General features: G+C 70.6%; 26 protein-coding genes, 1 tRNA gene and 1 pseudogene. 13 read left to right on the top strand and 15 right to left on the bottom strand.

Annotation, left to right across the window (positions count from 1 at the left end):
- Positions 1-13 precede the first annotated feature (13 nt).
- Both ACVGV2_RS03110 and ACVGV2_RS03105 read left to right on the top strand, forming a co-directional pair.
- Complete coding sequence (locus ACVGV2_RS03110; protein WP_459164540.1) at positions 14-379, top strand: nucleotide pyrophosphohydrolase; 366 nt, start codon at positions 14-16, stop codon at positions 377-379.
- Between the two features lie 155 nt (positions 380-534).
- Positions 535-2,427 carry a DNA/RNA helicase domain-containing protein gene (locus ACVGV2_RS03105; protein ID WP_459164539.1) on the top strand — a complete coding sequence of 631 codons (1,893 nt, stop codon included), beginning with the start codon at positions 535-537 and terminating at the stop codon, positions 2,425-2,427.
- Between the two features lie 200 nt (positions 2,428-2,627).
- On the opposite strand, the gene ACVGV2_RS03100 is transcribed toward ACVGV2_RS03105, so the two are convergent.
- From ACVGV2_RS03100 to ACVGV2_RS03090, 3 genes are read right to left on the bottom strand one after another with little or no spacing between them, the layout of a single operon-like run.
- Entirely contained in the window at positions 2,628-2,849 is a 222-nt protein-coding gene (locus tag ACVGV2_RS03100) for a hypothetical protein (RefSeq protein WP_459164538.1), read from the bottom strand.
- A 28-nt stretch (positions 2,850-2,877) separates the two neighbouring features.
- Positions 2,878-3,078 carry a hypothetical protein gene (locus ACVGV2_RS03095; RefSeq protein ID WP_459164537.1) on the bottom strand — a complete coding sequence of 67 codons (201 nt, stop codon included), beginning with the start codon at positions 3,076-3,078 and terminating at the stop codon, positions 2,878-2,880.
- Positions 3,075-3,296 (bottom strand): zinc finger protein, encoded by a 222-nt coding sequence (locus ACVGV2_RS03090; protein WP_459164536.1) that lies wholly within the window; start codon positions 3,294-3,296, stop codon positions 3,075-3,077. Before ACVGV2_RS03090 ends, ACVGV2_RS03095 begins: the two co-directional genes overlap by 4 nt.
- Positions 3,297-3,443: 147 nt before the next feature.
- On the opposite strand from ACVGV2_RS03090, the gene ACVGV2_RS03085 reads away from it, so the two are divergent.
- The 3 genes from ACVGV2_RS03085 to ACVGV2_RS03075 all read left to right on the top strand — a co-directional run bounded on the left by ACVGV2_RS03085 (position 3,444) and on the right by ACVGV2_RS03075 (position 5,398).
- Positions 3,444-4,286 (top strand): helix-turn-helix domain-containing protein, encoded by an 843-nt coding sequence (locus ACVGV2_RS03085; protein ID WP_459164535.1) that lies wholly within the window; start codon positions 3,444-3,446, stop codon positions 4,284-4,286.
- Positions 4,283-4,483 (top strand): DUF397 domain-containing protein, encoded by a 201-nt coding sequence (locus ACVGV2_RS03080; RefSeq protein WP_459164534.1) that lies wholly within the window; start codon positions 4,283-4,285, stop codon positions 4,481-4,483. The genes ACVGV2_RS03085 and ACVGV2_RS03080 overlap by 4 nt, the downstream gene beginning before the upstream one ends.
- A 483-nt stretch (positions 4,484-4,966) precedes the next feature.
- Positions 4,967-5,398 carry an acyl-CoA thioesterase gene (locus tag ACVGV2_RS03075; RefSeq protein WP_459164533.1) on the top strand — a complete coding sequence of 144 codons (432 nt, stop codon included), beginning with the start codon at positions 4,967-4,969 and terminating at the stop codon, positions 5,396-5,398.
- A gap of 34 nt (positions 5,399-5,432) precedes the next feature.
- Here ACVGV2_RS03075 and ACVGV2_RS03070 read toward each other — a convergent pair whose 3' ends face one another.
- Entirely contained in the window at positions 5,433-6,263 is an 831-nt protein-coding gene (locus tag ACVGV2_RS03070; protein ID WP_459164532.1) for an oxygenase MpaB family protein, read from the bottom strand.
- Between the two features lie 308 nt (positions 6,264-6,571).
- On the opposite strand from ACVGV2_RS03070, the gene ACVGV2_RS03065 reads away from it, so the two are divergent.
- Both ACVGV2_RS03065 and ACVGV2_RS03060 read left to right on the top strand, forming a co-directional pair.
- Positions 6,572-8,395, top strand: a complete 1,824-nt coding sequence (locus tag ACVGV2_RS03065) for an AMP-dependent synthetase/ligase (protein ID WP_459164531.1) — start codon at positions 6,572-6,574, stop codon at positions 8,393-8,395.
- 480 nt (positions 8,396-8,875) lie between these two features.
- Positions 8,876-9,640: a MerR family transcriptional regulator gene (locus ACVGV2_RS03060; RefSeq protein ID WP_459164530.1), complete on the top strand. Its 765-nt coding sequence runs from the start codon at positions 8,876-8,878 to the stop codon at positions 9,638-9,640.
- 189 nt (positions 9,641-9,829) lie between these two features.
- Here ACVGV2_RS03060 and ACVGV2_RS03055 read toward each other — a convergent pair whose 3' ends face one another.
- Positions 9,830-10,114, bottom strand: a complete 285-nt coding sequence (locus ACVGV2_RS03055; RefSeq protein WP_459164529.1) for a hypothetical protein — start codon at positions 10,112-10,114, stop codon at positions 9,830-9,832.
- A 333-nt stretch (positions 10,115-10,447) separates the two neighbouring features.
- Between ACVGV2_RS03055 and ACVGV2_RS03050 the strand changes: the two genes are divergently transcribed.
- Both ACVGV2_RS03050 and ACVGV2_RS03045 read left to right on the top strand, forming a co-directional pair.
- Positions 10,448-11,212 (top strand): hypothetical protein, encoded by a 765-nt coding sequence (locus tag ACVGV2_RS03050; protein WP_459164528.1) that lies wholly within the window; start codon positions 10,448-10,450, stop codon positions 11,210-11,212.
- A 341-nt stretch (positions 11,213-11,553) separates the two neighbouring features.
- Positions 11,554-12,825, top strand: a complete 1,272-nt coding sequence (locus ACVGV2_RS03045; protein WP_459164527.1) for an MFS transporter — start codon at positions 11,554-11,556, stop codon at positions 12,823-12,825.
- A gap of 141 nt (positions 12,826-12,966) precedes the next feature.
- Here ACVGV2_RS03045 and ACVGV2_RS03040 read toward each other — a convergent pair whose 3' ends face one another.
- The 6 genes from ACVGV2_RS03040 to ACVGV2_RS03015 all read right to left on the bottom strand — a co-directional run bounded on the left by ACVGV2_RS03040 (position 12,967) and on the right by ACVGV2_RS03015 (position 18,807).
- Positions 12,967-14,460 (bottom strand): ArnT family glycosyltransferase, encoded by a 1,494-nt coding sequence (locus ACVGV2_RS03040; protein WP_459164526.1) that lies wholly within the window; start codon positions 14,458-14,460, stop codon positions 12,967-12,969.
- Between the two features lie 254 nt (positions 14,461-14,714).
- A tRNA-Ala gene (locus ACVGV2_RS03035) sits at positions 14,715-14,787 on the bottom strand.
- Between the two features lie 71 nt (positions 14,788-14,858).
- Positions 14,859-15,737: a divisome protein SepX/GlpR gene (gene sepX, locus ACVGV2_RS03030; protein WP_459164525.1), complete on the bottom strand. Its 879-nt coding sequence runs from the start codon at positions 15,735-15,737 to the stop codon at positions 14,859-14,861.
- A gap of 232 nt (positions 15,738-15,969) precedes the next feature.
- Positions 15,970-16,638 (bottom strand): GNAT family N-acetyltransferase, encoded by a 669-nt coding sequence (locus ACVGV2_RS03025; protein WP_459164524.1) that lies wholly within the window; start codon positions 16,636-16,638, stop codon positions 15,970-15,972.
- A 7-nt stretch (positions 16,639-16,645) separates the two neighbouring features.
- Positions 16,646-17,875: a molybdotransferase-like divisome protein Glp gene (gene glp / locus ACVGV2_RS03020; RefSeq protein ID WP_459164523.1), complete on the bottom strand. Its 1,230-nt coding sequence runs from the start codon at positions 17,873-17,875 to the stop codon at positions 16,646-16,648.
- Between the two features lie 44 nt (positions 17,876-17,919).
- Positions 17,920-18,807, bottom strand: a complete 888-nt coding sequence (locus ACVGV2_RS03015; RefSeq protein ID WP_459164522.1) for a UTP--glucose-1-phosphate uridylyltransferase — start codon at positions 18,805-18,807, stop codon at positions 17,920-17,922.
- A 37-nt stretch (positions 18,808-18,844) separates the two neighbouring features.
- Here ACVGV2_RS03015 and ACVGV2_RS03010 point away from each other — a divergent pair, with 37 nt between their 5' ends.
- Both ACVGV2_RS03010 and ACVGV2_RS03005 read left to right on the top strand, forming a co-directional pair.
- Complete coding sequence (locus ACVGV2_RS03010) at positions 18,845-19,477, top strand: 5-formyltetrahydrofolate cyclo-ligase (protein ID WP_459164521.1); 633 nt, start codon at positions 18,845-18,847, stop codon at positions 19,475-19,477.
- Positions 19,478-19,553: 76 nt separating this feature from the next.
- Positions 19,554-19,712: pseudogene (locus ACVGV2_RS03005) on the top strand (FmdB family zinc ribbon protein); the annotation flags it as partial.
- A 14-nt stretch (positions 19,713-19,726) separates the two neighbouring features.
- Here ACVGV2_RS03005 and ACVGV2_RS03000 read toward each other — a convergent pair.
- Entirely contained in the window at positions 19,727-20,056 is a 330-nt protein-coding gene (locus tag ACVGV2_RS03000; protein ID WP_459166097.1) for a hypothetical protein, read from the bottom strand.
- Between the two features lie 200 nt (positions 20,057-20,256).
- On the opposite strand from ACVGV2_RS03000, the gene ACVGV2_RS02995 reads away from it, so the two are divergent.
- The gene (locus tag ACVGV2_RS02995) at positions 20,257-20,925 is read left to right on the top strand and encodes an SAF domain-containing protein (protein ID WP_459164520.1); all 669 of its coding nucleotides are present in this window, start codon (positions 20,257-20,259) and stop codon (positions 20,923-20,925) included.
- A gap of 36 nt (positions 20,926-20,961) precedes the next feature.
- On the opposite strand, the gene ACVGV2_RS02990 is transcribed toward ACVGV2_RS02995, so the two are convergent.
- Complete coding sequence (locus ACVGV2_RS02990; RefSeq protein ID WP_459164519.1) at positions 20,962-21,354, bottom strand: hypothetical protein; 393 nt, start codon at positions 21,352-21,354, stop codon at positions 20,962-20,964.
- Between the two features lie 196 nt (positions 21,355-21,550).
- Between ACVGV2_RS02990 and ACVGV2_RS02985 the strand changes: the two genes are divergently transcribed.
- Positions 21,551-21,925: an antitoxin gene (locus ACVGV2_RS02985; protein ID WP_459165848.1), complete on the top strand. Its 375-nt coding sequence runs from the start codon at positions 21,551-21,553 to the stop codon at positions 21,923-21,925.
- Positions 21,926-22,149: 224 nt separating this feature from the next.
- Here ACVGV2_RS02985 and ACVGV2_RS02980 read toward each other — a convergent pair whose 3' ends face one another.
- Positions 22,150-22,641 (bottom strand): MogA/MoaB family molybdenum cofactor biosynthesis protein, encoded by a 492-nt coding sequence (locus ACVGV2_RS02980; protein ID WP_459165847.1) that lies wholly within the window; start codon positions 22,639-22,641, stop codon positions 22,150-22,152.
- A 142-nt stretch (positions 22,642-22,783) separates the two neighbouring features.
- Positions 22,784-24,301 carry a S1C family serine protease gene (locus ACVGV2_RS02975; RefSeq protein ID WP_459164518.1) on the bottom strand — a complete coding sequence of 506 codons (1,518 nt, stop codon included), beginning with the start codon at positions 24,299-24,301 and terminating at the stop codon, positions 22,784-22,786.
- Positions 24,302-24,458: the final 157 nt, after the last annotated feature.

Genomic DNA, 24,458 nt, shown 5'->3' with positions numbered 1-24,458 from the left:
ACAGTTGCTGGACATGACCCTTGAGGACCTCCAACAGCGCCTGCGCGCTTTCGCGGATGAACGCGATTGGCACCAGTTCCACAATCCGAAAAACCTCGCCATGGCGTTGTCCGGCGAGGTGGGAGAGCTCGTCGAGGTCTTCCAGTGGCTCACGCCGGAGCAATCAGCCCAGATCATGAACGACTCCGCGGCCGGCGAGCGCGTGCGGCACGAATTGGCCGACGTGCTCGCGTACCTGCTGCGCTTGGCGGACGTGCTCGACATCGACATCCTGACGGCTCTGGACGCGAAGGTGAACCTGAACGCGGCCAAGTACCCGGTCGAGCTGTCCAGGGGGAGCGCGCAGAAGTACGACCAGCTCGGGCACGAGGACTGCTGAGGGGCCCGCTCCCGCCCACCCCGCCCTGGGTGTCTCCACCATGATCGATCCATTAGCCTTGTGGGGCAAGATCGCGGCCCGACGGGCACCGAAGTCGCCACTTCGTCGCTGCCCCCACCCGCGCGTGGACCACGCGTGCCCAGTGGGGGTTGGAAGTGGCGCTGGTTCGCCGGAACGCGGCGGAACTGCTCGACGAGGCGAAAGCCGACCGGTTGCACCTGCTCCTCAACGAGCAGGCCAAGTTCCAGTTGGGATCCCGGGTAGGAGTCTCCGAGGTGCGTTCCTGGCAACGCAGTCTGCCGGTGCTGCTCGGGGATCTCGCCGACGCCGGTCTCGGTCACGTCGAGGTGCTCCTGGAGCACAAGCTCCCGCACAGCCCGCGGCGCGTCGACGCCGTGCTCTGCGGGACGCACCCCAAGACCGGGGAACCCAGCTACGTGCTCGTCGAGTTGAAGCAGTGGTCGCACGTCGAAGCGGCACTCGGGGAACTCGTCCACGTCCCCTCTCACGGACCGGACCACCTGCTCCACCCGGTGGAGCAGGTCCGCCGCTACTGCTCGTACCTCGTCGATTCGACCCCCGCCCTGGCCGCACGCCCGCACTCCGTGCACGGAATCGCTTACCTGCACAACGCGCGCGATTCCGACGTCTCTTCATTGCGCGATCACGCGCTGAGCGACTACGGACGCCTGTTCACCCTCGACGACCGGGGCGAACTCGTCGACCACTTGCAGTCCAAGCTCGATCGAACTGGTGACAGCGACACCGCGCGCAAAGCGGCTGACGAGTTCCTGGACTTCCACCACGCGCCGTCCAAACCACTGCTCGACATCGCGACCAGGGAGATCCAGGAGCGCGAACAACTCGTCCTGCTGGACGAGCAGGAAGTCGCCTTCGAAACGGTCATGCAGGCCGTCCGCAAAGCTCGCGCCGCCAGCACCCGTACCGTGGTGATCGTCCTCGGTGGCCCCGGTTCCGGGAAGAGCGCTATCGCTCTCAACGTGGTCGGCGAACTCGCCCGGCAAGGCCGCACCGTGCATCACGCCACCGGATCCGGCGCCTTCACCCGCACGCTCCGCAAGATCGCGGGCAGCCGCAACACCCGCGTGCAGGGACTTTTCAAGTACTTCAACAACTACGTCGACTCCGAGGCCCGCGACCTCGACGTCCTGGTCTGCGACGAAGCCCACCGCATCCGCGAAACCAGCGTCAACCGCTTCACCAAGAAGGACGTGCGCGCACGCGCCGGACGTCAGGTCGACGAGCTGATCGGCGTCGCCTCGGTGCCCGTGTTCCTCCTCGACGAGAACCAGAACGTGCGCCCAGGAGAAATGGGGTCGCTGGAGGAGATCACCGCAGCGGCGGAAGCGAACGGTTGCAGCGTGGAAGTCGTCCGCTTGCAAGGCCAGTTCCGCTGCGGCGGATCCTCAGCGTTCGACACGTGGGTCTCACGACTCCTCGGGCTCGAACAGGCCGCGCCGACGGAATGGACCGAGCTCGCCGCTTCGACCGACGACGACTTCGCCGTCACCAGCGCCGGCTCCCCGCAGGAGATGGAAGCATGGCTGCGGGCCCGGCACTCCGAGTGCGGTGGCACCGCGCGCATCGCGGCTGGTTACTGCTGGCCGTGGAATGATCCGATCAGTACCGATCAGGGCAAACGACTCGTCGATGACGTCGTCATCGGTGATTGGCAACGCCCGTGGAACGCAAAACCCGACAAACGCGTCCCCGACGCGCCGGAGTCCTACTTCTGGGCCTCCGACGAACGCGGCTTCGGCCAGCTCGGATGCATCTACACCGCTCAGGGTTTCGAGTACGACTGGGCCGGGGTCATCATCGGTCCTGATTTCGTGCGCCGCGACGGGCAGTGGGTTGCACGTCGCAGCTACTCCCATGATCCCGCTGTGAAGAAGGCCAATGATCTGCACTTCGCGGGGCTCATCCGCAACACCTACAAGGTTCTCCTCACCCGCGGCATGAGGGGAGTCTGCGTGTACTCCCCCGACGCCGAGACGCAGGAGTTCCTGGAGCAGCTCACGCGATGAGCGGACGGGCCACTTCCGCGGGGTGCGTGCTCGGATGAACACCGTTCGTTGACGTGAGTTCCCGCGGGGCTGGCGCCCGTGCGCAACACGCGCGCTCGGGAGCGCTCGCGCGTGGTGGTTGGGGCGCCGCGCCAGGACTCGATGTAGCGCAGGGTTCGGCTCCAGGGCTCTAGCTCCAGCCTGCGGTTCCAAAACCCCTCTCACAGCGCGGCGAGCGCGGCGAGGATGCGCCGCAGCGTCGGCGCATCGCGGCGCCAGCCGGAGCCACCGAGCGACGGCATCGCGGGGTGGTTCCGCGACCGCTGCCGCGGCGACTCCGAGGCCAGGTGCGAAGTCGACGGCTGCGGTATCGGCAGCGTGCCCGACCAGCTCATCCGCCGCGGGCGCACCCGGCCTGTGGGGATCATCGCCGCGGCGGTCACTGCTGAACCTCGCGGTTGTGCGACCGGATCATTCGACGATCTCCCCTTCGATCACGGGGTCGGCTGTGTTCTCCTGCCGCAGTTCGCGCGCCAGGATCTCGAGGGCATCGGCCATCGCGCGCCGCTGGTGCGCGTCCACGCGACCGATCGGCACGTTCTCCGTGGCGTGGTGCAGCATCAGCGAGGCCTTCCGCATCTGGCATGCGAGGTGGTGGTCGGCGGCGCTCATCCGGACCGCCTCGCCTTCGGCGTTCCGGCCATGTCGTGCGCTGCCGCGTTGCACTCCGCGCAGGTCGGCCACAACCACGCGGCATCGCTGTGATCGGCGGTGACGGCCGCACTGCACAGCGCCGTCACATCGGTCCCGCTCTGCGGCCGGTGACCGGTGGTCGCGTGTCGTGCTCCATCGCCGGGACACCACGAGAACGGATGCGGTCGGTAGGTCATGCTTTTCCTCAGGCAATCTGCAGCGGTGCATGTGTTGAATTTGGTGCCGATTGGCACCAAATAAAGTGCCATTGCAGTTCCAACTGGCACAACACCTCGTCCGAGTGAACCAACATCGCGCTCACTCAAACGGTTATGCTGTGGCACATGGCTGGCACCACCCCGAAAGCGCGGGCCATCGGCGTGGAACTCCGTCGCGCGCGCGAAGACGCCGGACTCAGCGCGCGGCAGCTCGCTGACAAGCTGGAACTGAGCCACACCACCATCGGTCGGTGGGAGAAAGGGGAACGTGCGCCCCGCCCTGTGGACGTGGCGACCGTGCTCTCGGCCCTCGGTGCCGACAACCAGACGCGCGAAGAGCTGATCGAGCTCGCCCGAGACAGCGACGGCTCGCATTGGGTGGCCTCCAGCCTGCCCGCCCAGCGTCAGCAGCTGGCCGCATTGCTCGAACTGGAACGAACGGCAACCACGATCACCGAGATCTCGCCGCTGCTGGTCCCCGGTCTTCTGCAGACCAGTGACTACGCACGCGCGATGATGACCTCCGCTGACATTCCCGGGGATGAGCGTGAAACACGGGTGGCGGTTCGCGTCGGTCGACGCGATGCGATTACGCGTCGCAACCCGACGCATTACACGGCGCTGATCGGCGAGGCCGCGCTGTGGCAGACGATCGGCTCGGCCGATGTGATGGCCGAACAACTGGAGTACGTGCTCGAGCTGACCCAGCTCAACAGCGTGGATCTGCGAGTCATCCCCTTCATCAGCGGTTGGAACCCGGCGCTCGAAGGGCCGTTCCTGTTGATCGAGTCACAGGAGGGACCCGTCGTGCAGATCGAAAACCGCCGGTCAGGCCTGTTCCTGCACGAGGCGGCCGACGTCAGCGCCTATCGTGACGCCACCGATGCTGTGCTGAACTCTGCCTTGTCCTCTGAAGCGACATCCGAGCTCATCACCGGTGTCATCGAGAAGTGGAGACAGCAACAATGAGCGCCCCACAAGAACCGCGCAACTGGCGCAAGTCCACTCGGAGCGTCAACACGAGCACGTGCGTCGAGGTCGGTCGGATCGCCGACGGTGCGGCGGTGCGCGACACCAAAGACCGCGGTCGCGGTTACTTCACCACCACCCGCGGCCAGTGGAACGCCTTCCTCGCCGCGGTGAAGACCGACAAGTTCACCGGCTGAGCAACCGCCGAACGCACCAGCGCCCTCGACGCGGAAACTCCGCGCCGAGGGCGCTTTTCCGCCTCGGAGGAGTGCAGCTCCGGGTCGGCGAGCAGTTTGGCCTCGCTGCTCGGGATTGCGGATCAGCAGCAGGACTCCGAGGTCGATGCGGATCATGGTGGTCTCGCGACCGGCGAACAGCAGGCCGGGGCCAACCGGGCGACCTCCTCGACCGGCAGGGCGGTGCCTTCGCCGGTGCCGCCGGAGCGGCTGGCCCAGACCACGCGCGCGTTGGTGGACTCGCTGCGGACGGAACGTCCGAGCGGTGATGCGGCGTGCCGGGCAGTGCCAGCGCACCGCCAGCGGCTTCCGGTGCGGGCTGGTTCGGCCCGGTCGGGCGCAGCGCGCCTCGCCCGCGGAACTGCCGCAGACGAACGAGCTCGGCAGGTCCGGGCGATCGGTCGCGCTTCGCACGTACCGCCGCTTCCGGGATACGTTCGCACGATGACGAACACTGCGACACCGCTTTCCCGGATGCCGCTGCGGGTGCGTTACCACGAGTGCGACCCGCAGGGCGTCGTGTTCAACGCGCACTACCTCGCGTATGCGGACATGGCCAGCTTCGAGTGCGTGAAGGCGCTGTTCGGATCGCACGCCGAACTGCTCGCGCGGGGCGTCGACCTGGTGGTGGCCGAGTCGAACCTCCGGTACCTGGCGCCGTGCCACTTCGACGACGAGCTCGTCGTGACGGTCCGCACCGAACGCGTCGGCACGACGTCGCTGACGTTGCGCTTCGAGATGCACCGCGGTGACGAGCTGGTGGCCGAGGTCACCAACCGCTACGTCTGGATCGGCACCGAGACCACCACTCCGACGGCACCGCCGGAGGACGTCCGCAACGCCTTCCTCTCCGCTGCCTCCAGCAACGGCGGGTGACGCTCGCGCGGACCAGCGTGTGGCAGCAGCGCCCTCACACCAGCGGCTTTCCCATCCTCCTGCGCCGGCGCAGGTCGGCGAGGAAGAGGTTCAGCGGGAACCGGCGCACCGACGGCGGCAGGTTCAGCGCCACCACCCCGACGCCGCGCGTGAGGCGGTCGAAGCGGCGCTGGTCCTTCCCGCTCCAGCTCAGACCCATCTGCTCGCGGAAGGCCTGCGGCAGGAAGCCGGTGGTGACGAACCGGTTGAACCGTCCGAAGAGGACTCGCAGCGCGGCGGGCAGGAACTGCAGGTCGGCGATGGACAGCAGCATGTCCCGCACCGGCGGGTCGATGGAGACCTCCTGCAGCCCTCGCTGCCAGTACTGCTCGAACTCCTCCCGGCTTTCCGGCCACTTCTCGGCCGGCACCTGCAACGTCGTGCCCAGCGGCGCGGAGGCGGCGTAGACGGCTTCGCGCCGCTGCGGCGGGATCGGCTGCCCGGCCAGGGCCTCGTAGGAGTCCTCGAAGCCCTTGTACAGGCAGGCGGCCACCCACAGCTGCAGCTCCGCGTCGAAGGCGTTGTAGGCCACCGGGCTGGACTCGCCGGAGCGGACGTGCGCGTGCTGGCGGTTGACCGCCCGCCGGTAGACCTGCCTGTCCTCATCGGTGCCCATGGTCGCCACCGCGAGGTAGGTGAACGTGGTGCGGGCGCGTTTCCACGGGCGCTGGAACAAGTTCCCGCTGTCCACTGTGCTCTCGAGGACTCCGTGACCCACGCCGGAAAGTCCGAGCTGCATGATCACGTTCGCCGCTCCGGCCATCAGGCCGGCGCCGGCGACGAGGTCGTCGAACCGGTCCGCGGGCCGACGCGCGGGAGCACGCATGCCGCACCTCCGCACCCGAAGCTGTCTGCGCACGCATGTTATCAGCGAACGAGCACGCCGAACGCCGTGCGCAGGCGTTCGGCGTCGCCAGCGGCGTGCGCCGCGGGCCGCCACCGCTGCCGGCGAAGCGTCAGCAGAACGGCGGAGCGGCCCCGCCGAACCGGGCGAGGCCACCGACGCAATCCAGCGCCTCGGGAAACCCGAGCCCGACGGGCCGTCCTCGGCAGTGTTGACACCGGGGCGGCAGCGGGTCAGCGTTGAGCCACCTGGCAACGTGCGCCCGCTGTTCGCGACGAAGGGAACAGGCCGTGTCCACAGCAGAGCAGGTACGCCGCGCCGTCGACGGACTCACGATCACCGGACTGCTGCGGCGCAACGCCCGGCAGTACCCCGACCAACCCGCGCTGACCAGCGGCATCGGCCCCGACGCGAACACCCTGACCTGGTCGCAGCTGCGCACCGAGACCGCCGCGCTCACCCGCGGCCTGTCCGCCGCAGGGCTGCGCGAGCGCGACCGGATGCTCATCGCCATGTCGAAACGGCCCGAGCACTGGATCGTCGACCTGGCCGCGGTGCACCTCGGCGCGCTGCCGTGCACCACCTACGACACGCTCAGCACCGCGCAGATCCGCTTCATCGCCCACCACAGCGCCGCGACGGTCGTCGTGCTGGAGGGCGCCGAGCAGATGCGGAGCTGGGGCCCGGTGCTGGACGAACTTCCGCACCTGCGCGCCGTCGTCGTGATCGACCCCTCCGCCGCGCCGAGCGGTGATCCGCGGTTCGTCAGCTACGCCGACCTGCGCGGCGAACCGTCCACTGAGGACGCAGGCGCGCACTTCGAGCGGCTCACCGACGCGGCCACACCGGAGAAGCCGATGAACGTGGTCTACACCTCGGGGACCACCGGTGATCCGAAGGGCGTGGTGCTGTCGCACCGCAACGCCGTGCACGAGACGCTGATGCAGGAGGACATCCTGCCGGTGCCGGAGCACCCGCGTTCGGTGTCCTACCTGCCGCTGGCGCACATCGCCGAACGCATGCTCGGCATCTACATGCCCGTCGTCAACGCCGGGCACGTCACCATCTGCCCCGAGCAGTCGCAGCTGCTGCCGACGCTGGCCGAGGTGCGCCCGCACGGGTTCTTCGGCGTTCCGCGGGTGTGGGAGAAGCTCGCGACCGGGCTGCGGACCGAGCTCGACGCGCTGCCCGAACAGCGGAAGACCGCGGTGGACCAGGCCCGCGAGATCGCGCTGCGCGAATTCCGGCTGCGCTCTGCCGGATCCGAGGTTCCGCAGGAGCTCGCCGAGCAGTTCGCCCGCGTCGACGAGCGAGTGCTGCGGCCGATCCGGGCGGCGATCGGGCTCGACGAGTGCTACCGCGCGTGCAGCGGCGCGGCGCCCATCCCGACCTCGGTGCTGGAGTTCCTGGCCAGCGTGGGGCTTCCGGTCTACGAGGTGTGGGGTCTGAGCGAGACCACCGGTGCGGCCACGGTGAGCACGCCGGAGCTGTTCGCGCTGGGCGCGGTCGGCTCGCCGGGCCCGGGCATGGAGGTCACCGCGGCCGCGGACGGCGAACTGCTCATCCGCGGCCCCGTCGTCTCGCCCGGATACCTGCACGAGGACGGCACGATCGTCCCGGGAACCGACGAGGACGGCTGGTTCCGCTCCGGCGACGTCGGCACGGTCGACGAACGCGGCGTCGTCACCGTCACCGACCGCAAGAAGGAACTCATCATCACCGCCTCGGGGAAGAACATCGCACCGACGAAGGTCGAGTCACTGCTGCGCACGCATCCGCTGGTGGCGCAGGCCGTGGCGATCGGCGACAAGCGCCGCTACGTCACCGCGCTGCTCGTGCTGGACGAGGAGGCCGCTCCGGCGTGGGCGCAGGCCAACGGGATCGACACGGCCGAGCTCGCGGAGCTGGCGCAGCACCCGGAGGTGCACTCCGCGCTCGACGAGCACGTGTCCGCGGCGAACGGGCAGCTCGCCCGCGTCGAGCAGGTGAAGGACTACCAGGTCTTCGCCGGGCCGTGGACGGCGGAATCGGGCGAGTTGACGCCGAAGATGAGCCTGCGCCGCCGCGTCATCGAGGACCGCTACGCCACGGAGATCGAGGCGCTCTACGGCTGATGCTGCGCTGCTCCCCCGTCGGGCAACTGCTCCCCGTCGGGCGACGGGGCGGGCGGCGCCAGGCACCCGCTTTCTGGAACGACCCCAGAGAACTCAATTTTCATGAAAATTGTGCGCTGTCCCCACACTTTTGCGGGACAAATCATCACCACACGATCGTGAGTGGTCCACGGTGCATCCTCGGCCCGTCCGTCGAAAGGCCTCGGCACGCACGCTCGTGATCGCGGTGCTGGATGCGTCCCGGGCGGCCGGCTTCCACAAGCAGTCGGTTTCCGCGGATTGCCGGGTTACACGGGCAGTCGGTTTCCGCAGGTTGCCGGCCCCCGGCGGACGGCCCCCGGCGGACGGCCCCGGCGGACGGGCGTTGCGGTGACGCACGTCGCGGCGAACCGGGAACGCGTCGAGACTTGAACCTGACGCGGCGTCAGGGCCTAACTTCGACGTCACCGGCGCAGACGGCGCCGGAGGAAGCGAGAACCGATGCAGTCGGCGAACTCCGACCAGCTCCACAAGGTCGGCCAGCTGGCGGCAGCGACGGGCCTGACCGTGCGCACGCTGCACCACTACGACCACGTGGGGCTGGTGCGCCCGTCGCGGCGCACAGAGTCGGGACACCGCCTCTACGCCGAGTGCGACGTGCGGCGGCTGTACCAGGTGCTGGCGCTGCGCCAGCTCGGCCTCTCCCTGGACGAGACGGCCTCGGTGATGGCCGGTTCCGCCGACATCGCCGACGTGCTGGCCGCGCACCAGCAGTACCTCCAGCAGCAGCGCGCCGCGCTCGACCGGCTGGAGGCCCAGGTGGCCGCGCTGCGCTCGACGCTGCAGGAATCACCGTCGACATCGGTCGAGAGCTTCCTGGACCTCATCCGGAAGGTGATCATCGTGGACGAGACCGTGAAGCAGTACTTCGACGAGGACCAACTGGCCGCGCTGGCCGAACGCCGCCGGCAGTTCGGCGAACAGGCCATCGCCAACGTGGAGGCCGCCTGGAGCGAGCTGATCCCGCGGGTGCAGGCGGCCGTCGAAGCCGGCACGGACCCGACCGCCCCCGAGGCGCAGGAGATGGCCCGCGAGTGGATGGGTCTGCTCGAACAGTTCCACGGCGGCGACGAAGGGCTGCGCGACAGCCTCTACCGCATGCACGCCGACAATGCGGAACGGATCGAGCAGGAGCACTCCGGCCCCACGCCGGAGCAGATGGAGTTCATCAACCGCGCCAACGCCGCCCGGCAGAACGAGGGGTGATGAGCGCGCCCGCGCCGCGAAAGCAGCGCGGGCGCACCGTCGCCGCTGCCGCGGGCGCCCGGGCCTGCAAGCGTGTTCAGACGCAGGGCCCCAGGACGCCGACGAAGCCACATCGCTGCGGCCGTGTTCACCTCGCCGAACTACTGCACCTGACGAGCGGCCACTGCAGCACGTGCTGAAGAGGTCCGGTCACCGTGCCGCCACGGTGCTGGCGATGCTGACGCTGGCGGGCGGCGCGAGCGGGTGCAGCTTCAACTTCTCCGTGGGCGCGAAGCAGGCCGTGAGCAAGGACAGGTGGCGGAGAAGATCAACCAGCAGTTGGAGCAGCAGGTCGGTCAGCGCCCCCGACTCGGTGACCTGCCCGACGGATCCGTCCGCCGAGGAGGGCGCCGAAGAGCCGGCTAGACGGGGACCATCGCACGGATCGACCAGCGGTTGAGCGCAGCGTTGCGCGTTCGGCGCAGCCGCGAGCACTTCTCGTGATCGGATACGCGCACCTGCACGCAACAGGCGACTCGAACGGCCGCGGACAACGGTGGGATTCCTCCGATATCCGCCACGTTGCGAGTTTCGCCGGAGCAGCGGTACGGCCGTACCTCCCGCGCACGGAAACATCCGGTGAGTCACCGTCGAGTCTCGCCGGGAGAGGAATTGGCACAGCACCGCAAACATCCGCCCAACTGCGAAACGGCCATCCGAGAGAGGTGCAAGTGCGGTCACTGCGCGGGCACGAAACACGGCTGGCTCGGTGCCTTCGTCCTGGTCAGGAACGAAACATCGGAGGACCTGCACTACCTCGAACAAGACGTGGAGCGGCGCTGGCTCCAGGAGTGCGCCAAGCAGGACGCCAAGAACCAGAAGCGGCCGGAAGCCATTCTCGAGCACAAGAGGGCGGCCGTCGACTCGACACGCCTCGACCTGATCAAGTGGTTCCGCCGACGGAGGCTGGCGGAACGGGGGAACGGCCCTGTCGAACGCCTGGAAGGCCTCGGGACCGACCCCGCGCGCACCGACCGCGCGCTCGCAACGGCTTCCTCGGAAGACGAGCAGGCCGAAGCGGTGGGACACCTCCTCGGAGAAGTGCTCGATGACGTCGAAAGGACCGTCGGACCACTCCGAACCGAGACCCGCCGGGCCATGGCGGAGCACTTCTGGTGCGAGCTGCTCGTCCAGCTGGTGCTCGTGATCGAGGAGTCGAACCACCTGCTCAACGCGGTGCCCCGCACGGTGACGGCGAAAATCACGGAGTCGTACCACGTGCGCAAGCTCTCCGTGATCGACAAGAGGGTCATCACCGCCTGCGTGCGACAAGTCTGGAAGCGGCTGACCGACGCGCTCGGGCTTACCGTGATCACCGATGCCAAGCCGCTGCTGCCGGCGTTGCGCGTACTGGCGCTTCTGACGTGCAAGTCACCGCCCCGTCACCCGGCAGTGGTCCAGTACTGCGCGGACCCGCTCAAGAGCTTTCTGCTCCACAGAACGAAGAAGCGGCTCAGCTGGGTTTTCGGTGAGAAAGTCCCGCACATCACCTCCGACCTCGAAAGCGGTGCTTCGCTCGAACAACCGAGATGACGAACGCGCGGGTCACTACCTCGTTCGGCGCACCGTCGCCGATGACGTGCGTGGCGACCTGCCGACCCTCGGGAGGAAGACCTTTTCGACCGCGATGCCGACGGCGATCCCGACGAGCCGACCCGCTGACCTGCGGTGCGCCCCTGTTCCGGTGCGCCCCTGTTCCGGTGCGCCCCTGTTCCGGGTCCTTCCGGCAGACGCGTATTCTGGGCGGTGCCGGGCGAGATCTACCGCCCGCGCGACCGGCCCTCGATGGTTCCGGTCGCCGTCTTCATGCACAGCGCTTGTATCGGGCACGAGCGTGCCGGGGGTGGGCGGGCACGCCGGAAAAGTGAGGCGTCGTGCCGGAGCGCGTCTCCTATCGGAACTTGTTGTCCCTGTGCGGCCCCGTCCTGCCGGTGGTCGCCTTCTCGGCCCGGATGCCGCAGACCATGGCACCGATGGGGGTGCTGCTGCTGATCAGCGCCACCCAGAGCAGCCTCGGTGCCGCCGGGCTGGCCTCAGCTGCGCTGGCGATCGGCCAGGCCGTCGGCAGCGCGCTGATCGGGCGGCTCACCGACCGGCACGGGCAGCGTGCCGTGATCACCCCGGTGGCCCTGGTCAACGCCGCGCTGCTGGTGGTGCTCACCCTCATCGCCGTGCACGGTGCCGCGCTGTGGCTGTGCGCCGTTGCCGCGTTGGCCGCCGGACTGACCATCCCGCCGATCGGGCCGCTGTCCCGCACCCGCTGGATCCACCTCGTGCAGCGGCACGAACGTCCCGCCGCCGCAACGAGCACCGCGTTCTCCCTGGAAGGGGCGCTGGACGAACTCGGATTCGTCGTCGGACCGGCGCTGGTGGGACTGTTCGGCGCCGTCGCGGGCGCGGAAGCCACGTTGCCCTTCGCCGCGGTGTTGGGCGGTGCGGCCGGCACGGTGTTCGCGCTGCACCGCACGTCCCCGGCGGGCCAGGTGGACCACGCTCGCCCCGCCGAGGGGGCCCGCCGCATCGGAGGTCGGCGGGCGTTCGACCCGTTGCTGCTGGGACTGCTGGTGGCCATGGTGCTGCAGGGCATGATCTTCAGCAGCGTGCAGACCGGGGCAACCGCGCTGGCCGGGGAGGCCGGTCAGCCGGGTCTGGCCGGTGTGCTCTACGCGACGATGGGGGTGACCAGCGCACTCGCCGGACTCGGAACGGCTGCCCTGCCCAGGAGTTTCGACCTGCCGGCGCGGTTGCGGGCCACGACCGCGGCGATGTTGGCCCTGTCCGTTCCGGTGGTGCTGTTCGCCGACAGCACGGGGTCGCTGGCCAGCATCCTGCCGATCCTCGGCGCGGCCGTCGGTCCGTACATGATCACGGTGTTCAGCCTGGCTGAGCGGGTCGTCACCGCCGACCGGCTGGCCACGGCGATGGGTGCGCTCAACAGCGGCGTCGTCGTGGGATACGCCGTCGGCTCCTCGCTGTCCGGCCAGTTGTCCGATGTGCACGGTGCGACGGCGGCATTCGGGGTCACCGCGGCGGCGGCGCTGGTGGCGTGCCTGTTGGCGTTGGTCACCGCGGGCCGCTACTCGCGCCGTCGGGATCCGATCTCCGTCACCGGGCACACGGCCCGCACCGAGCTGGACCGGGCCTGATCCGCTGCTCCACCCGGCGACCTGCGGGATGCGGCGACTGCTGCGGGATCCAACGGGCGGGGCGCAACGGGGTGGATCCAACGCGGCGGGATCCAACGGGGCGGGCACGCGGCGCGGCGCTGCAGGGCGGCGCCGCGCCGCTCAGGACACGTCCAAGTGCCGCAGGCGTGGCCAGAGCGACTCCCAGGGTTCGCGCTTGCCGGAGCCCAGCCACACGCTCGCCTCGGAAGCGTTGGCAGCACCGTCGACCCTGCGCACCTCCGTGAAGTGGGGGCGCAGCTCGGCGGGGTCGGTGCCGACGTAGAGGACCTGGTCCTGCGTCTCGGGCGGCGGTGGGAAGTAGCCGTAGCTGCGGTTGCTGCTGTGCGCCTTCGGCAGGTCGTACTGGGGCGCATAGCTGTCGATGTAGGCGGCGATGATGTAGGTCTCGCCCATGATGGCGGTGCGGTCGCGTTCGTGCTCTGGCAAGCCGCGGTACGCGGCGGCGGTGCGCTGCGCGACCTCCGAACCTGTGGAGTCGCTCGCTTCGCTGTCCTGCATCCCCCTGGAGCCGTACTCGTCGGTGGAGGTGAACCCCGACACCAACATGCCACCGGCTGCTGCGGCGCTGAGCGCGAAGGCCGGCCACGCCATCCACCGCCGGCGGCGCTGACCCGCTTCTCGGCGCCGTTGCAACCCCACCGCGCCGACCGCGACGAGCAGCCCGCAAAATCCGCCCAGGTAGTACGGGCGGCTGAGCGTGGCCACGAAGACGACGTAGAGCACGAGAAACGTCACCGCGAGGAAGCGGTAGGAGCGCAGCTCCTCGGCGCGCAGCAACCGCCACAGGCCGTAGACGGCGAGCACGGTCCCGGCGACTCCGGCGATGCAGATCAGCGCAACCGCGATCCCGATTCGCCCCCCGTACAGCTCGGGGGCCTCCGCGGCCACCACCTCACCCATCCTGAGCTGCGGCCAACCGTGCACCGCCTGCCACGCCAGCGTCGGCAGTGCGATGAGCGCCCCGATCCCGCCCCCGAACCACAGCTTCGGACGGCGCAGCAGCTGCCGCGGGCCGAACACGAGCACGCTCAGCAGCAGGACGGCGCACAGCAGCAGCACCTGGAACTTGGTCTCGGCGGCGATGCCGGCGACCGCGCCGAGCAGGAGCAGCAACCGGTCGTCGCGCACCCGGATCCACCGCACCAGGGCCCAGAGGAGAACGAGCCATTGCAGGGGCTCGAGGGTGTAGGGGGCGAGCCAGTGGCCGGCCATGGCGGCCCACAGGGCGGTGGCCTGCGCGCCGGCCGTCATCACCTGGGCGCGGCGGTCACCGCCGAACTCGCGGGCGATGAGCGCGGCGACCACGACCGCGGCGGCGGTCGCCAGCACCGCGGGCAGTCGCAGCGCGAGCATCGAACCCGGCGCGATCCAATCCATCAGCCTGGCCAGCAGCGGCGTCACCGGCGGCTGGTCGGCCGATCCCCAGTCGAGGTGGTTGCGGCCGATGGCCAGCATGTAGGCCTCGTCGAACCAGTACCCGGGGTCGAAGCTCGCCGCGAGGTGCACCAGCGCGACCACCGCCGCGATCAGCAGCACCACCCACGTGGCCAGCGGCGGCATGCCGGTCGAACGCGACATGGTGGCTTGCGACATGACCTCTCCGACTGCTGTGGGCCGGCCCCGCCGCCACCGGTGGGTCCGGACGGACGGGATGGTCGACGTCGGGTGCTCGCGCGTGGAGCGGGCAGTGGAGTCGAGCTCACTGTGGACAGCGGCTCGGCCACTCCCCGGTTGCGGTGCCATCTCCTCCATGCTCCGCCATCGGCCGAGACGAACGAAGCCCTGGTCGGCGAAGTTCGCCGACCAGGGCCTGAAGAAGATCGGTCGCGGGCGACCTGGCTGTTGTGTGGAGCTGAGGGGAGTCGAACCCCTGACCTTCTCGATGCGAGCGAGACGCGCTACCTCCTGCGCTACAGCCCCATTTCGGTTGTGCAGGGACAGCTTAACAAGCGTGTGCGGCGCACTCGGGACACCCCCGCCTGTGAGGTCCGCTACTCCCCCGCTGCCCGCCGGTACGGCGGCTCCCACGTGCGTTCGTCCAGCTCGTCGAACAGCGGGTCCTCGTCGTCGAGCGCCACCGGTTCCGCGTGCGAGAGGTGCGCCACGGTCCCGGTGCGCCGCTGCGCCGGATCGGCACGCTCCTCCCGGTCCTCGTCGTCCCGTTCGTCGTAGTCGTCGTACTCGGCGTACCCGTCGTGGTCGGCCTCGTGGTCGTAGTAGTCGGTTTCGTCCCCGTCGGGGCGTCGATCGCCGTTCATCCGCGCCAGCCGGCGGTTGCGCACGTCCTCCTCGATGTGCACCTGCCGGCGCAGGTAGGTCAGGTATCCGACGACCGACAGGTCCACCAGGCCGTGCACCCACCACAGCGGCGTCCAGGCGAAGCCGGCGAGCAGGGCGGTGCCCACCGCCGCGGCCAGCAGGATCAGCACGATCCGCTGGCGCCGCGCGTACTTGGCCCGCGCGGCGAGCGCGGCCGCCTCCGGATCGAAGCCACCGCGACCCGGCCGGTAGCGCCGCCCGGCGCGCGCGTCCTCGCTGTGCACGCGGCGCGTATCCGCCTCGTCGTCGTAGTCGTGGTCCCGGTCGGAATCGACGACCTCACCGTCGTGCTCGACGCGCTCGTCGGTGAACTCGTCGCTGTCGCTGCCCGGCATCCCGTCGGCCTCCTCCACGTAATCGGGTCGCGCTTGGACGGTGGTCCCTCCCCGCACTGTGGTCGCAGCCCGCGCATCGCTGCCGCGACGCACCACACGTGCCGCCAGCGCGCTGTCGGTGGTCGTGGACACTTCCTGTCGACGGCGAGCGAACATCGGCACCAGCACGACCAACCACGCCACCGCCAGTGCGGCGAAGATCAACGAACTGAGCACGCCTCGCCACCTCCCCCTGGTCGCCGGCCGCACATGCCTTCACGCGTCACACTAGCCACATTCGCCACTGCTGTGTGGCAGCCACGCCGATTCGATGCGCTCGGCGAAACGCGACAACCGGGTCCGCACCGAAAGTAGTCCACCGCACCCGCTCCGCGGCGGAGACGAACCCGCATGTCGCGGACCGCTCCGAATCGCGCGAAAAACCGGGCGGACCCCGGCCGCGGGGCACCTACTCCGGGCGGTGCGCCCAGCCCCGCGCCAGCAGCGAGGCGACGACACCCGCCCCGGTCTCCTCCGCGGTCAACCCGTACACGAAGTGGTCCCGCCACTGGCCGGCCACGTCGAGGTAGCGCTCGAACAGCCCCTCGCGGCGGAACCCGACCTTCTCCAGCACGCGGATGCTCGCCCCGTTCTCCGGACGCACGGTGGCCTCCAAGCGGTGCAGCCCCACCGGCCCGAAGCAGTGGTCCACCGCCATGGCGAGCGCGCAGGTCGCGATGCCGCCGCCGGCGAGCCGTTCGGTGACCCAGTAGCCGATCCAGCCGGAACGCAGCGCTCCGCGGACGATGTTGCCGACGCTCAGCTGCCCGGCGAACTCGCCGTCGACGGCGATGACGAACGACAGCCCCTCGCCGCGCCGCGCGGTGCCGCGCAGCGTGGCCCACTGGCCCGGCCAGGCCAGCGCGGCGTGCCGCTCCTGCCAGTTGCCGAGGGACGTCGGCTCCCAGCGCTGCAGGTAGGCGCGGTCGCGCACCCGCGTGCGGCTCCAGGCGCGCGCGTCGCGCAGGTGCGGTGGGCGTAGCCGCACCACGCCGCGGGGCGTGGCCAGCGGGCCGAGCCGCGCGGGCCACCCGGGATGCCTGCCCGGGAAGGGCTCGGGCGTGGCGGGAGGAGGCATCCGAGCCTCACGAGCGGACGGACAGGAACCGGACGTCGACCTCGTCGCCCGCGTCGACCTCCGTCACCTCCGGGGCGAGGACGATCAGGCAGTTCGCTTCGGCCAGCGTGGCCAGCAGGTGCACCCCCGAGGTGCCGACCGGCTGCACGTGGTGACTGCCGTTGTGCGGGTCGCGCAGCAGCTGTCCGCGGATGTGGCTCTGCCGCCCCGCGGGTGAGCTCAGCGGCGACAGCAGCGTGGCCGCGATGGTGCGCCGGTGCGGGTTCGCCTTGCCGAGCGCGGAGCGGATCATCGGCCGCACCATCACCTCGAACACGGCCAGCGCGCTGACCGGGTTGGACGGCAGCACGAACGTCGGCACCCGGTCCGGTCCGAGGCGGCCGAAGCCCTGCACCGAGCCGGGCTGCATCGCCACCCGCGTGAGATCCATCTCCCCCAGGTCGGACAGCGCGGTGCGCACGCGCTCGTTGCCCTTTCCGCCGCCGCCGGCGATGACCACGACCTCGGACAGCAGCAGCCGCCCCTCGACCACTTCGCGCAGCCGGCGGTGGTCCCCGCCGAGCGCACCGACGCGGGTGACGTCGGCGCCCGCGTCGCGGGCCGCTGCGGCCAGTGCGTAGGAGTTGACGTCGTAGACCTGGCCCGCCCCGGGGGTGCGGTCGACGTCGACGAGTTCCTCGCCGAGCGAGATGACCGACACGCGCGGCCGGGGATGCACGAGCACCTTCTCCCTGCCCACTGCCGCGAGCAACCCGACCTGGGCGGGGCCGATCGGCGAGCCGCGCTGCACCGCGACGTCACCCGGCTGCACGTCCTCACCCGTCCGGCGGACGTAGGCGCGGGACGGGACCGGGTGCAGCACGCTGACCGCGTTCTCGTGGCCCTCGTGCTGCTCGACCTCCTCCCAGGGGACGACCGCGTCGGCCAGGGTCGGCAGCGGCGCCCCGGTCGCCACGGCGGCCGCCTGTCCCGGCTGCAACCGATGCGGGTGGTTCGAGCCGGCGGCGATCTCACCGACCACCGGCAGCACCGGTGCTCCTTCCACGGCGCCTCGCACGTCGACGCTGCGCACCGCGCAACCGTCGACGGCGGCCTGGTCGAAACCGGGCAGCGCGTGCTCGGCGACCACTTCCTCCGCGCACAGCATGCCCTGCGCTTCGAATATCCCGACCCGAACAGGGGCGGGCCGCACGGCCGCAGTGAGTACACGTGCGAGCTGCTCGTCCACTGACCTCATGGGTGTCGACCTCCCGCGTGCCCCGGGTACGCCGGTACCGCGCTTCACGGGGCCACCCGACGCACCAGCCATTCCCGCAGATCCGCGCCGTACTCCGGATCGTCCAACGCGAAGTCCACCGCGGCCTTGAGGAAACCGCCGGGATTTCCCACGTCGTGTCGCTCACCCCGGTGGACGACGACGTGCACCGGATGACCCTCCGAGATCAGCAACGCTACGGCATCGGTCAGCTGCAACTCGCCACCGGCACCCGGTTCGATCCGCCGCAGCGCGTCGAACACCGCGCGGTCCAGCAGGTAGCGGCCGGCGGCGGCGAGCGCGGAGGGCGCCTCCTCCGGGGCCGGCTTCTCCACCATGCCCCGCACGCGCTTGACGTCGTCGGCGTCGGTGTCCTCGGCGTCGAACACGCCGTAGGAGGACACCTGCTGCTGCGGCACCTCGAACGCGCACAGCACGCTGCCGCCGTGGCGCGCGCGGACCTCAGCCATCCGGTCGAGCACGCCGTGCGGGCGGACGAGGTCGTCCGGCAGCAGCACGGCCACCGCGTCGTCCTCCGCGTCCAGGTTCGCTTCGCCGCAGGCCACGGCGTGCCCGAGGCCGAGCGCTTCCTCCTGCACGGCGGCTTCGGCGGTGATGAGCTCCGCGGCGTGCCGGACCTTGTCGGCCAGCTTGTCCTTGCCGCGTTCGCGCAGCATGCTCTCCAGCTCGGGCTGCGGCTGGAAGTACTCGACGACGGCTCGCTTCTCCGGCGCCGTCACGACCACCAGGCGCCGCACTCCCGCTTCGGCGGCCTCGTTGGCGACGTGTTCGATACCGGGCGTGTCCACGACCGGCAGCAGTTCCTTGGGCACGGACTTCGTGGCCGGCAGGAACCGCGTACCCAGGCCGGCCGCGGGGACGATTGCGGTTCGAATCGGTGCGGGCATGCTCATACCGCCGCAGCCTATCGGCCTTCCCTACAGTGGGGCTGTGAGCGCATCGCGAAATTTCCCGACATCGAAGTCCGCTTGGCGCGAGCACCTGCTGCAGCGGCGCCGCGAGCTCGACCCCTCCGCGCGGTCGGCCGAGGCCGCGGCGCTGACGGAGCACGTGGCGGAGTGGCTGGCTGAGAAGTCCGTCACGACGGTCGCCGGGTACGTTCCGGTCGGCGAGGAGCCCGGCTCGGTGGAGCTGCTGGAGTCGCTGCTCCAGGCGGGCCACCGCGTGCTCGTGCCGGTCGTGGTGCGCGGGCGGCCGCTGGACTGGGCCGAGTACACGGGCCCGGACAGCCTGCAGCCGGCGACGTACGGGCTGCTCGAACCCGCCGGTGACCGCCTCGGCCCCGAGGCGGTGGGGCAGGCCGGTGCGCTCGTCGTGCCGGCGTTGGCGGTGGATCACCGCGGGACGCGGCTGGGCCGCGGCGCCGGCTACTACGACCGGTCGCTGCCGCTGGCCGCGCCGGAGGCCGAGCTGGTCGCGGTGGTGCGGGACGAGGAGTTCGTGCCGGAGCTGCCGGGTGAGGAGCACGACGTGCGGATGCCCCGGGTGCTCACGCCGCGGCGCGGTGTGGTGCGGTTGCCGCTGGAGCAGCACGAGCCGGCCGACGCCCCCACCGGGGTGTGACGTAGATGCGATTGCACGGGGCCGGTGGGTGACGCATTATCGTATTGGCACTCCTGCGCGGAGAGTGCCAATACGGATGTCGGAGGTAACCGCCGTGCCCACCTACCAGTACGCGTGCACCCAGTGCGATCACCGCTTCGAACAGGTGCAGCCGTTCAGCGAGGACTCCCTGACCGAGTGCCCGGAGTGCACCGGCCGGCTGCGCAAGCTGTTCAACTCCGTGGGCGTGGTGTTCAAGGGCAGCGGCTTCTACCGCACCGACAACCGGTCCAACGGCAACAACGGGTCCACCTCGAGCAGCGACTCGGGCAGCGACTCGAGCAGCGGCGGCGACTCGGGCAGCGGTGACTCGGGCAGCGGCGGCGACTCGGGGTCGAACTCCGGCGCCTCCGCGGGCGAGTCGAGCTCCTCGGGGTCCGGCTCGAACTCCGGCGGGTCGAACGGCTCGAGCAGCGGCTCGGGTTCCTCCGGCTCGGGGTCCTCCTCGAAGGCGGCCGCCTCCTCGTCTTCCTCCTCGTCCTCCTGACGCCGCCTGGCGCCCTCCGACTTGCCTGGCGCGACTCCTGAGCCGCCTGACACTGCCTGAGCCGCCTGGCACCGATCAGGCACAGCCGCCAAGGCCCACCTGCTCGTGCGGTCGGTTCTCCCTCCGCAGAGGGATGTCGTCACGGCGATCATCCACAGCGGGCCGAGTTGTCCACAGGCAGCGCCGAATCGACTGACACGGCTGGTCGTACCCGCTTAGCTTCGGACAGGTCCGACAGCGCAAGGGGGAACGGATGTCCGAAGCACGGGAGACGGCGCAAGCACCGCACGTCCGGCTGCTCACCAAACTGCGCACCACGTGGCTGGCGCTCACCGGCCCGCGCCTGCACGCGGCGCGGCGCATCGCGGCGGTGCTGCTGCTGTGCTGCTCGGGTGTGCTCGCCTTCGTTCCACCCGCCCAGCCGGACGGGCGCACGCACGTGCTCGCGGCCGCGCGCGACCTGCCACCGGGCCAGCCGCTGGCACGCGCCGACCTCACCCGCCGAGCCGTGGCCGAGGACGCCGTCCCGCGCGGCGCGCTCACGCAGGCCGAGGGGGCGCTCGGCCGCGCCCCGGCCACACCGGTGCGGTCCGGTGAGGCGCTCACCGACGTGCGCCTGCTCGGGCCCGCGGCCACGCGCGCGAGCACCGGCGATCCGGACAGCGCCGCTGTTCCGGTCAGGCTCAGCGACCCGGCGGTGGCGACGTTCCTCGAACCGGGACGCCGAGTGGACCTCGTCAGTGCCGCCGCGCACGCGACGGGACCAGCGGTGCTCGCGGAGAACGCCCCCGTGCTGGCGATGCGCGCACCGGACGGGAGCGACTCCGCCGACCGGATCGTGCTGGTCGGGCTGCCACGGGAGTCGGCTGCCTCCATCGCCGCGGCCGCGGCGCGGGAAGCGGTCACCGTCGCACTGCGCTGAGGGTTGAGTTGCTCCCGCCGCAGAACCCGTGCCCGCTCAGCGCGCCTCGTGGTGCGGAGGCCGGTTCTGGACGTGCCAGTCCTCGCCGGTGGCGGGGTTGCCGGTGGTGGGGTTGCCGGTGGCGGGGCTGCCGCGGTCGTCCTCGGTCACCTCGGGCAGGACGGTGCCGAAGATCCGATCGAGCCGCCGACGCCGCCGCGCCCGTTCCGCCGCGCGAAGCCGGGCGTCCTCCGCGCCGCCTGCACCGGAGTACCCACCGGAGGGAGCAGCCGCCCCGTTCGGGGAAACAGCCGCCTCGACGGCGGGGTCCGGCTCCGCGGACGGAGCACCCACCCCGCCGGAGGCAGAACCCGCCTCACCGGAGGGGGCCGTCTCAGCAGGAGGAGTGGCCGCCGCACGGGAGTGGATGCTCGGACGCGGATCCGCCATGCCCCCATTCTGCCGGAAGCTGCCGGACGATCACCGCCGACGTCGCCCGCTGGTACCGCACCGCGCGAGCGCATGATTTTCCAGCACGCGACGGTGATGACACCATGAACGCACGCGGACACCGGCGGTACGCAGCTGAGTCGCGCCGACGCCGGGTCGCCATCGACCGAGAGAGCTGGAGGCAGCAGTGGGTTTCATGGACAAGGCCAAGAACCTGGCCCAGCAAGCGCGCGGCAAGGCCGAGGAAGCGGCCGAAAAGGCCGGGCCGAGCGCGAACAAGGGCATCGACAGCGCCAAGGAGCAGCTGAACAAGGCCACCGGCGGCAAGTACCAGGACAAGATCGACAAGGCGAGCGACCAGGTGCAGGGCTTCATCAACCGCAACCAGTCGGAGGGCTCGCAGCAGCAGGACTCGCAGCAGGGCGGCCAGCAGCAGGGCGGCCAGCAGCAGGGCGGCCAGGCATCCGCCGAGGGTTCCGGCACGAACCAGGCCGAGGGCAGTTCGGACACCGACCGCAACGGCGGCGCCGAGGGCGAATCCGGGCGCGCCGAGCCCCCGAAGTCGCAGTGACCAAGCCGCAATGACCAAGCCGCAGCAACGGCAGCGGCGCCCCGGTAGCGACGACCAGTAACGGCGGCGTCGCGGGGAGAGCGGCTCGCCGCTGCCCGGGACCGCGGCGACGTCGCGCTGCCCGTGGCCGGACGACGGGCAGCGCGACTCCCCGCGGGATGCCCGTCGGACATCCCGCGTCGTGCGGTGCGGTCCGCATCGGCGACCGCCCGCGCACCACCTGACTACACGCCGGACAGGTTCTCGATCACGTGCGTGACCAGCGGCCGGAGCGTGGCCATGCCGTCGCGGACGGCTTCGCGCGAGCCCGCCAGGTTCACCACGAGCGTGCTGCCCGACACGCCGGCCAAGCCGCGGGAAATCCCGGCGTCGACCGCTCCCGCCGCCAGGCCGGAATCGCGCAGCGCCTCGGCGATGCCCGGGACCGGCCGGTCCAGCACTCCCGCCGTGGCATCCGGTGTGACGTCCCGCGGTGACACTCCCGTGCCGCCGACGGTGATGACCACGTCGACACCGCCGATCACGGCGGTGTTCAACGCGTTCCTGATCTCCACGGTCTCCCCCGCCACGGCCACCGTGCCATCGACGATGAACCCGTTCTCCTCGAGGAGTTCGGTGACCAGGGGGCCGATGTTGTCGTCCTGCTCCGCGTGGGCGACTCGATCGTCGACGACCACGACGAGGGCCCGCCCCAACCGCTGCGCACTGCGTTCCATGTTCGTCACAGTAGTGCCGGCGTCGGCGGTGGTCAGGCCCCAGTCGGTGTCGTCGGCGACGGGCCGCGGCCCGTCGCCGTGCTGCGTGCGCTCCGTCATACCTGCATTCTCCCTGCTCCGCGCGTCGCACGAGTCGCGCGCCTCATCGGGACTCGCCCAGTGTGACGTCGACCGTGCGCTCGTCGTTGCCGCCTTGCGACAGCGTGAGCTTCACCGTCTCGCCGGGTTTGTGCGAGCGCACCGCGGCGATCAACGTGTCCGGGTCCTGGATGAACCGGTCTCCCACCTTGGTGATGACCTCGCCGCGCCGCACGCCGGCCTGGCTGGCGGGAGCACCGTCGTGCACCTGCACGACCTGGGCACCGGCACCGCGCGCCGGTGTCACGGTCACGCCGAGGTTGGTGTGCGTGGCGGAGCCGTTCTCCATCAGCTGCTTGGCGATCCGCTGCGCCTGGTCGATCGGGATGGCGAAGCCCAGGCCGACCGAACCGGCCTGCTGCTGGCTGACGCCGGAGCCCGGGCTGTAGATCGCGGAGTTCATGCCGACCACGCGGCCGTCCCGGTCCACCAGCGGGCCTCCCGAGTTGCCGGGATTGATGGCCGCGTCGGTCTGGATCGCGTTCATCACGCTGGACTGGCTGCCGCTTTCGCCGCCGGCGCGCACCGGCCGGTTCTTCGCGCTGACGATGCCGCTGGTGACGGTTCCGGACAGGCCGAACGGCGAGCCGATCGCCACGACCTGCGAGCCCACCTGCAGGTCGTCGCTGCGGCCCAGTTCGGCCGGGGTGAGCCCGTTGATGTCGGCCTTGACCACGGCGAGGTCCGTGTTCGGGTCGGTGCCGACGACCCTCACCGGCGCGGAGCGGTTGTCGTGGAACTGGGCGTTGATCTGTCCGCCCCGCTCGCCTTCCTTCACGACGTGGTAGTTCGTGAGGATGTAGCCGTCGCTGCTGAGCACGATGCCGGATCCTTCACCGGACCCGCCCATCGAGCTGGTTTGCAGCTGCACCACGCTCGGCAGCACCTTGTCGGCGACCTGCTGCACCGAGCCGTTGGGGGCGTCGCTGGCGCTGCGGGCCGGGCGCTGCTGGTTCAGCGAAGTCGTCCCGGTGGTCCCGCTGTCGCTGCCCATCCGGTAGCCGACGTAACTGCCGGTGCCGCCGCCGATGAGCGCGGCGACCAGGGTCAGGGCCCCGACCGCGACGAACAGGCCGGTGCGTCCGGACTTCTTGCGCCTGCCTCCCTCCGGGGGCTGGTTCGACGGGGCGACCTGCGGCATCGGCGCGTAACCGTGCTGCTGCCAGCCGCCCGCGCCCGGATAGCCCTGCGGCTGCGTCGCGCCGTGCGGGCCTGCCTGCTGCGCCGGGTACGGCTGGTACGCGGGGTGCGGCGTGTAGCCGCCGCCCTGGTAGGCACCGGGATGACCGGTGCCCTGGTAGCCGCCCTCCTGCGGGCCGCCCTGGTAGGCACCGCCCTGCTGGCCGGACTGCGCCCCGGGCCACACCGGCCCGTGCGGCGCCGTTCCGGCCTCGGACTGACCGCTGTCCGCAGCTTCCCCCGCTCCGGAGGCGGCCGAAGAACTCTCGGACGGCCAGGGCTCGTCCCGGCCCTCGATCGGCTGATCTTCTCGGCGAGATTCGTCCGGGGTCTGGTCGGTCATGTCTCCACTCTGCGATACGCGCCTGAGAACCGCCTGAGCTGGCTCTGTGGACCTGTTTACGACCTGCTGGCAGTGGCCGGAAAAGCACCCGCCGCGGCGGCGAACCACCGCGGCCCGGTGCGCGGACACCTCGCCCGCGCCACTTCTGCCCACCCGG

The organism is Bounagaea algeriensis (genome assembly GCF_054491375.1).
This window is presented reverse-complemented; position numbering and strand designations above follow the sequence as displayed.

Bases quoted from the DNA above. Each gene is read 5' to 3' on its own strand.
- ACVGV2_RS03110 (WP_459164540.1), top strand. From the start codon at position 14: ATGACCCTTGAGGACCTCCAACAGCGCCTGCGCGCTTTCGCGGATGAA.
- ACVGV2_RS03095 (WP_459164537.1), bottom strand. From the start codon at position 3,078: ATGAGCGCCGCCGACCACCACCTCGCATGCCAGATGCGGAAGGCCTCG.
- ACVGV2_RS03090 (WP_459164536.1), bottom strand. From the start codon at position 3,296: ATGACCTACCGACCGCATCCGTTCTCGTGGTGTCCCGGCGATGGAGCA.
- ACVGV2_RS03085 (WP_459164535.1), top strand. From the start codon at position 3,444: ATGGCTGGCACCACCCCGAAAGCGCGGGCCATCGGCGTGGAACTCCGT.
- ACVGV2_RS03080 (WP_459164534.1), top strand. From the start codon at position 4,283: ATGAGCGCCCCACAAGAACCGCGCAACTGGCGCAAGTCCACTCGGAGC.
- ACVGV2_RS03075 (WP_459164533.1), top strand. From the start codon at position 4,967: ATGACGAACACTGCGACACCGCTTTCCCGGATGCCGCTGCGGGTGCGT.
- ACVGV2_RS03070 (WP_459164532.1), bottom strand. From the start codon at position 6,263: ATGCGTGCTCCCGCGCGTCGGCCCGCGGACCGGTTCGACGACCTCGTC.
- ACVGV2_RS03060 (WP_459164530.1), top strand. From the start codon at position 8,876: ATGCAGTCGGCGAACTCCGACCAGCTCCACAAGGTCGGCCAGCTGGCG.
- ACVGV2_RS03040 (WP_459164526.1), bottom strand. From the start codon at position 14,460: ATGTCGCAAGCCACCATGTCGCGTTCGACCGGCATGCCGCCGCTGGCC.
- ACVGV2_RS03025 (WP_459164524.1), bottom strand. From the start codon at position 16,638: ATGCCTCCTCCCGCCACGCCCGAGCCCTTCCCGGGCAGGCATCCCGGG.
- glp (WP_459164523.1), bottom strand. From the start codon at position 17,875: ATGAGGTCAGTGGACGAGCAGCTCGCACGTGTACTCACTGCGGCCGTG.
- ACVGV2_RS03015 (WP_459164522.1), bottom strand. From the start codon at position 18,807: ATGAGCATGCCCGCACCGATTCGAACCGCAATCGTCCCCGCGGCCGGC.
- ACVGV2_RS02995 (WP_459164520.1), top strand. From the start codon at position 20,257: ATGTCCGAAGCACGGGAGACGGCGCAAGCACCGCACGTCCGGCTGCTC.
- ACVGV2_RS02990 (WP_459164519.1), bottom strand. From the start codon at position 21,354: ATGGCGGATCCGCGTCCGAGCATCCACTCCCGTGCGGCGGCCACTCCT.
- ACVGV2_RS02985 (WP_459165848.1), top strand. From the start codon at position 21,551: ATGGACAAGGCCAAGAACCTGGCCCAGCAAGCGCGCGGCAAGGCCGAG.
- ACVGV2_RS02980 (WP_459165847.1), bottom strand. From the start codon at position 22,641: ATGGAACGCAGTGCGCAGCGGTTGGGGCGGGCCCTCGTCGTGGTCGTC.
- ACVGV2_RS02975 (WP_459164518.1), bottom strand. From the start codon at position 24,301: ATGACCGACCAGACCCCGGACGAATCTCGCCGAGAAGATCAGCCGATC.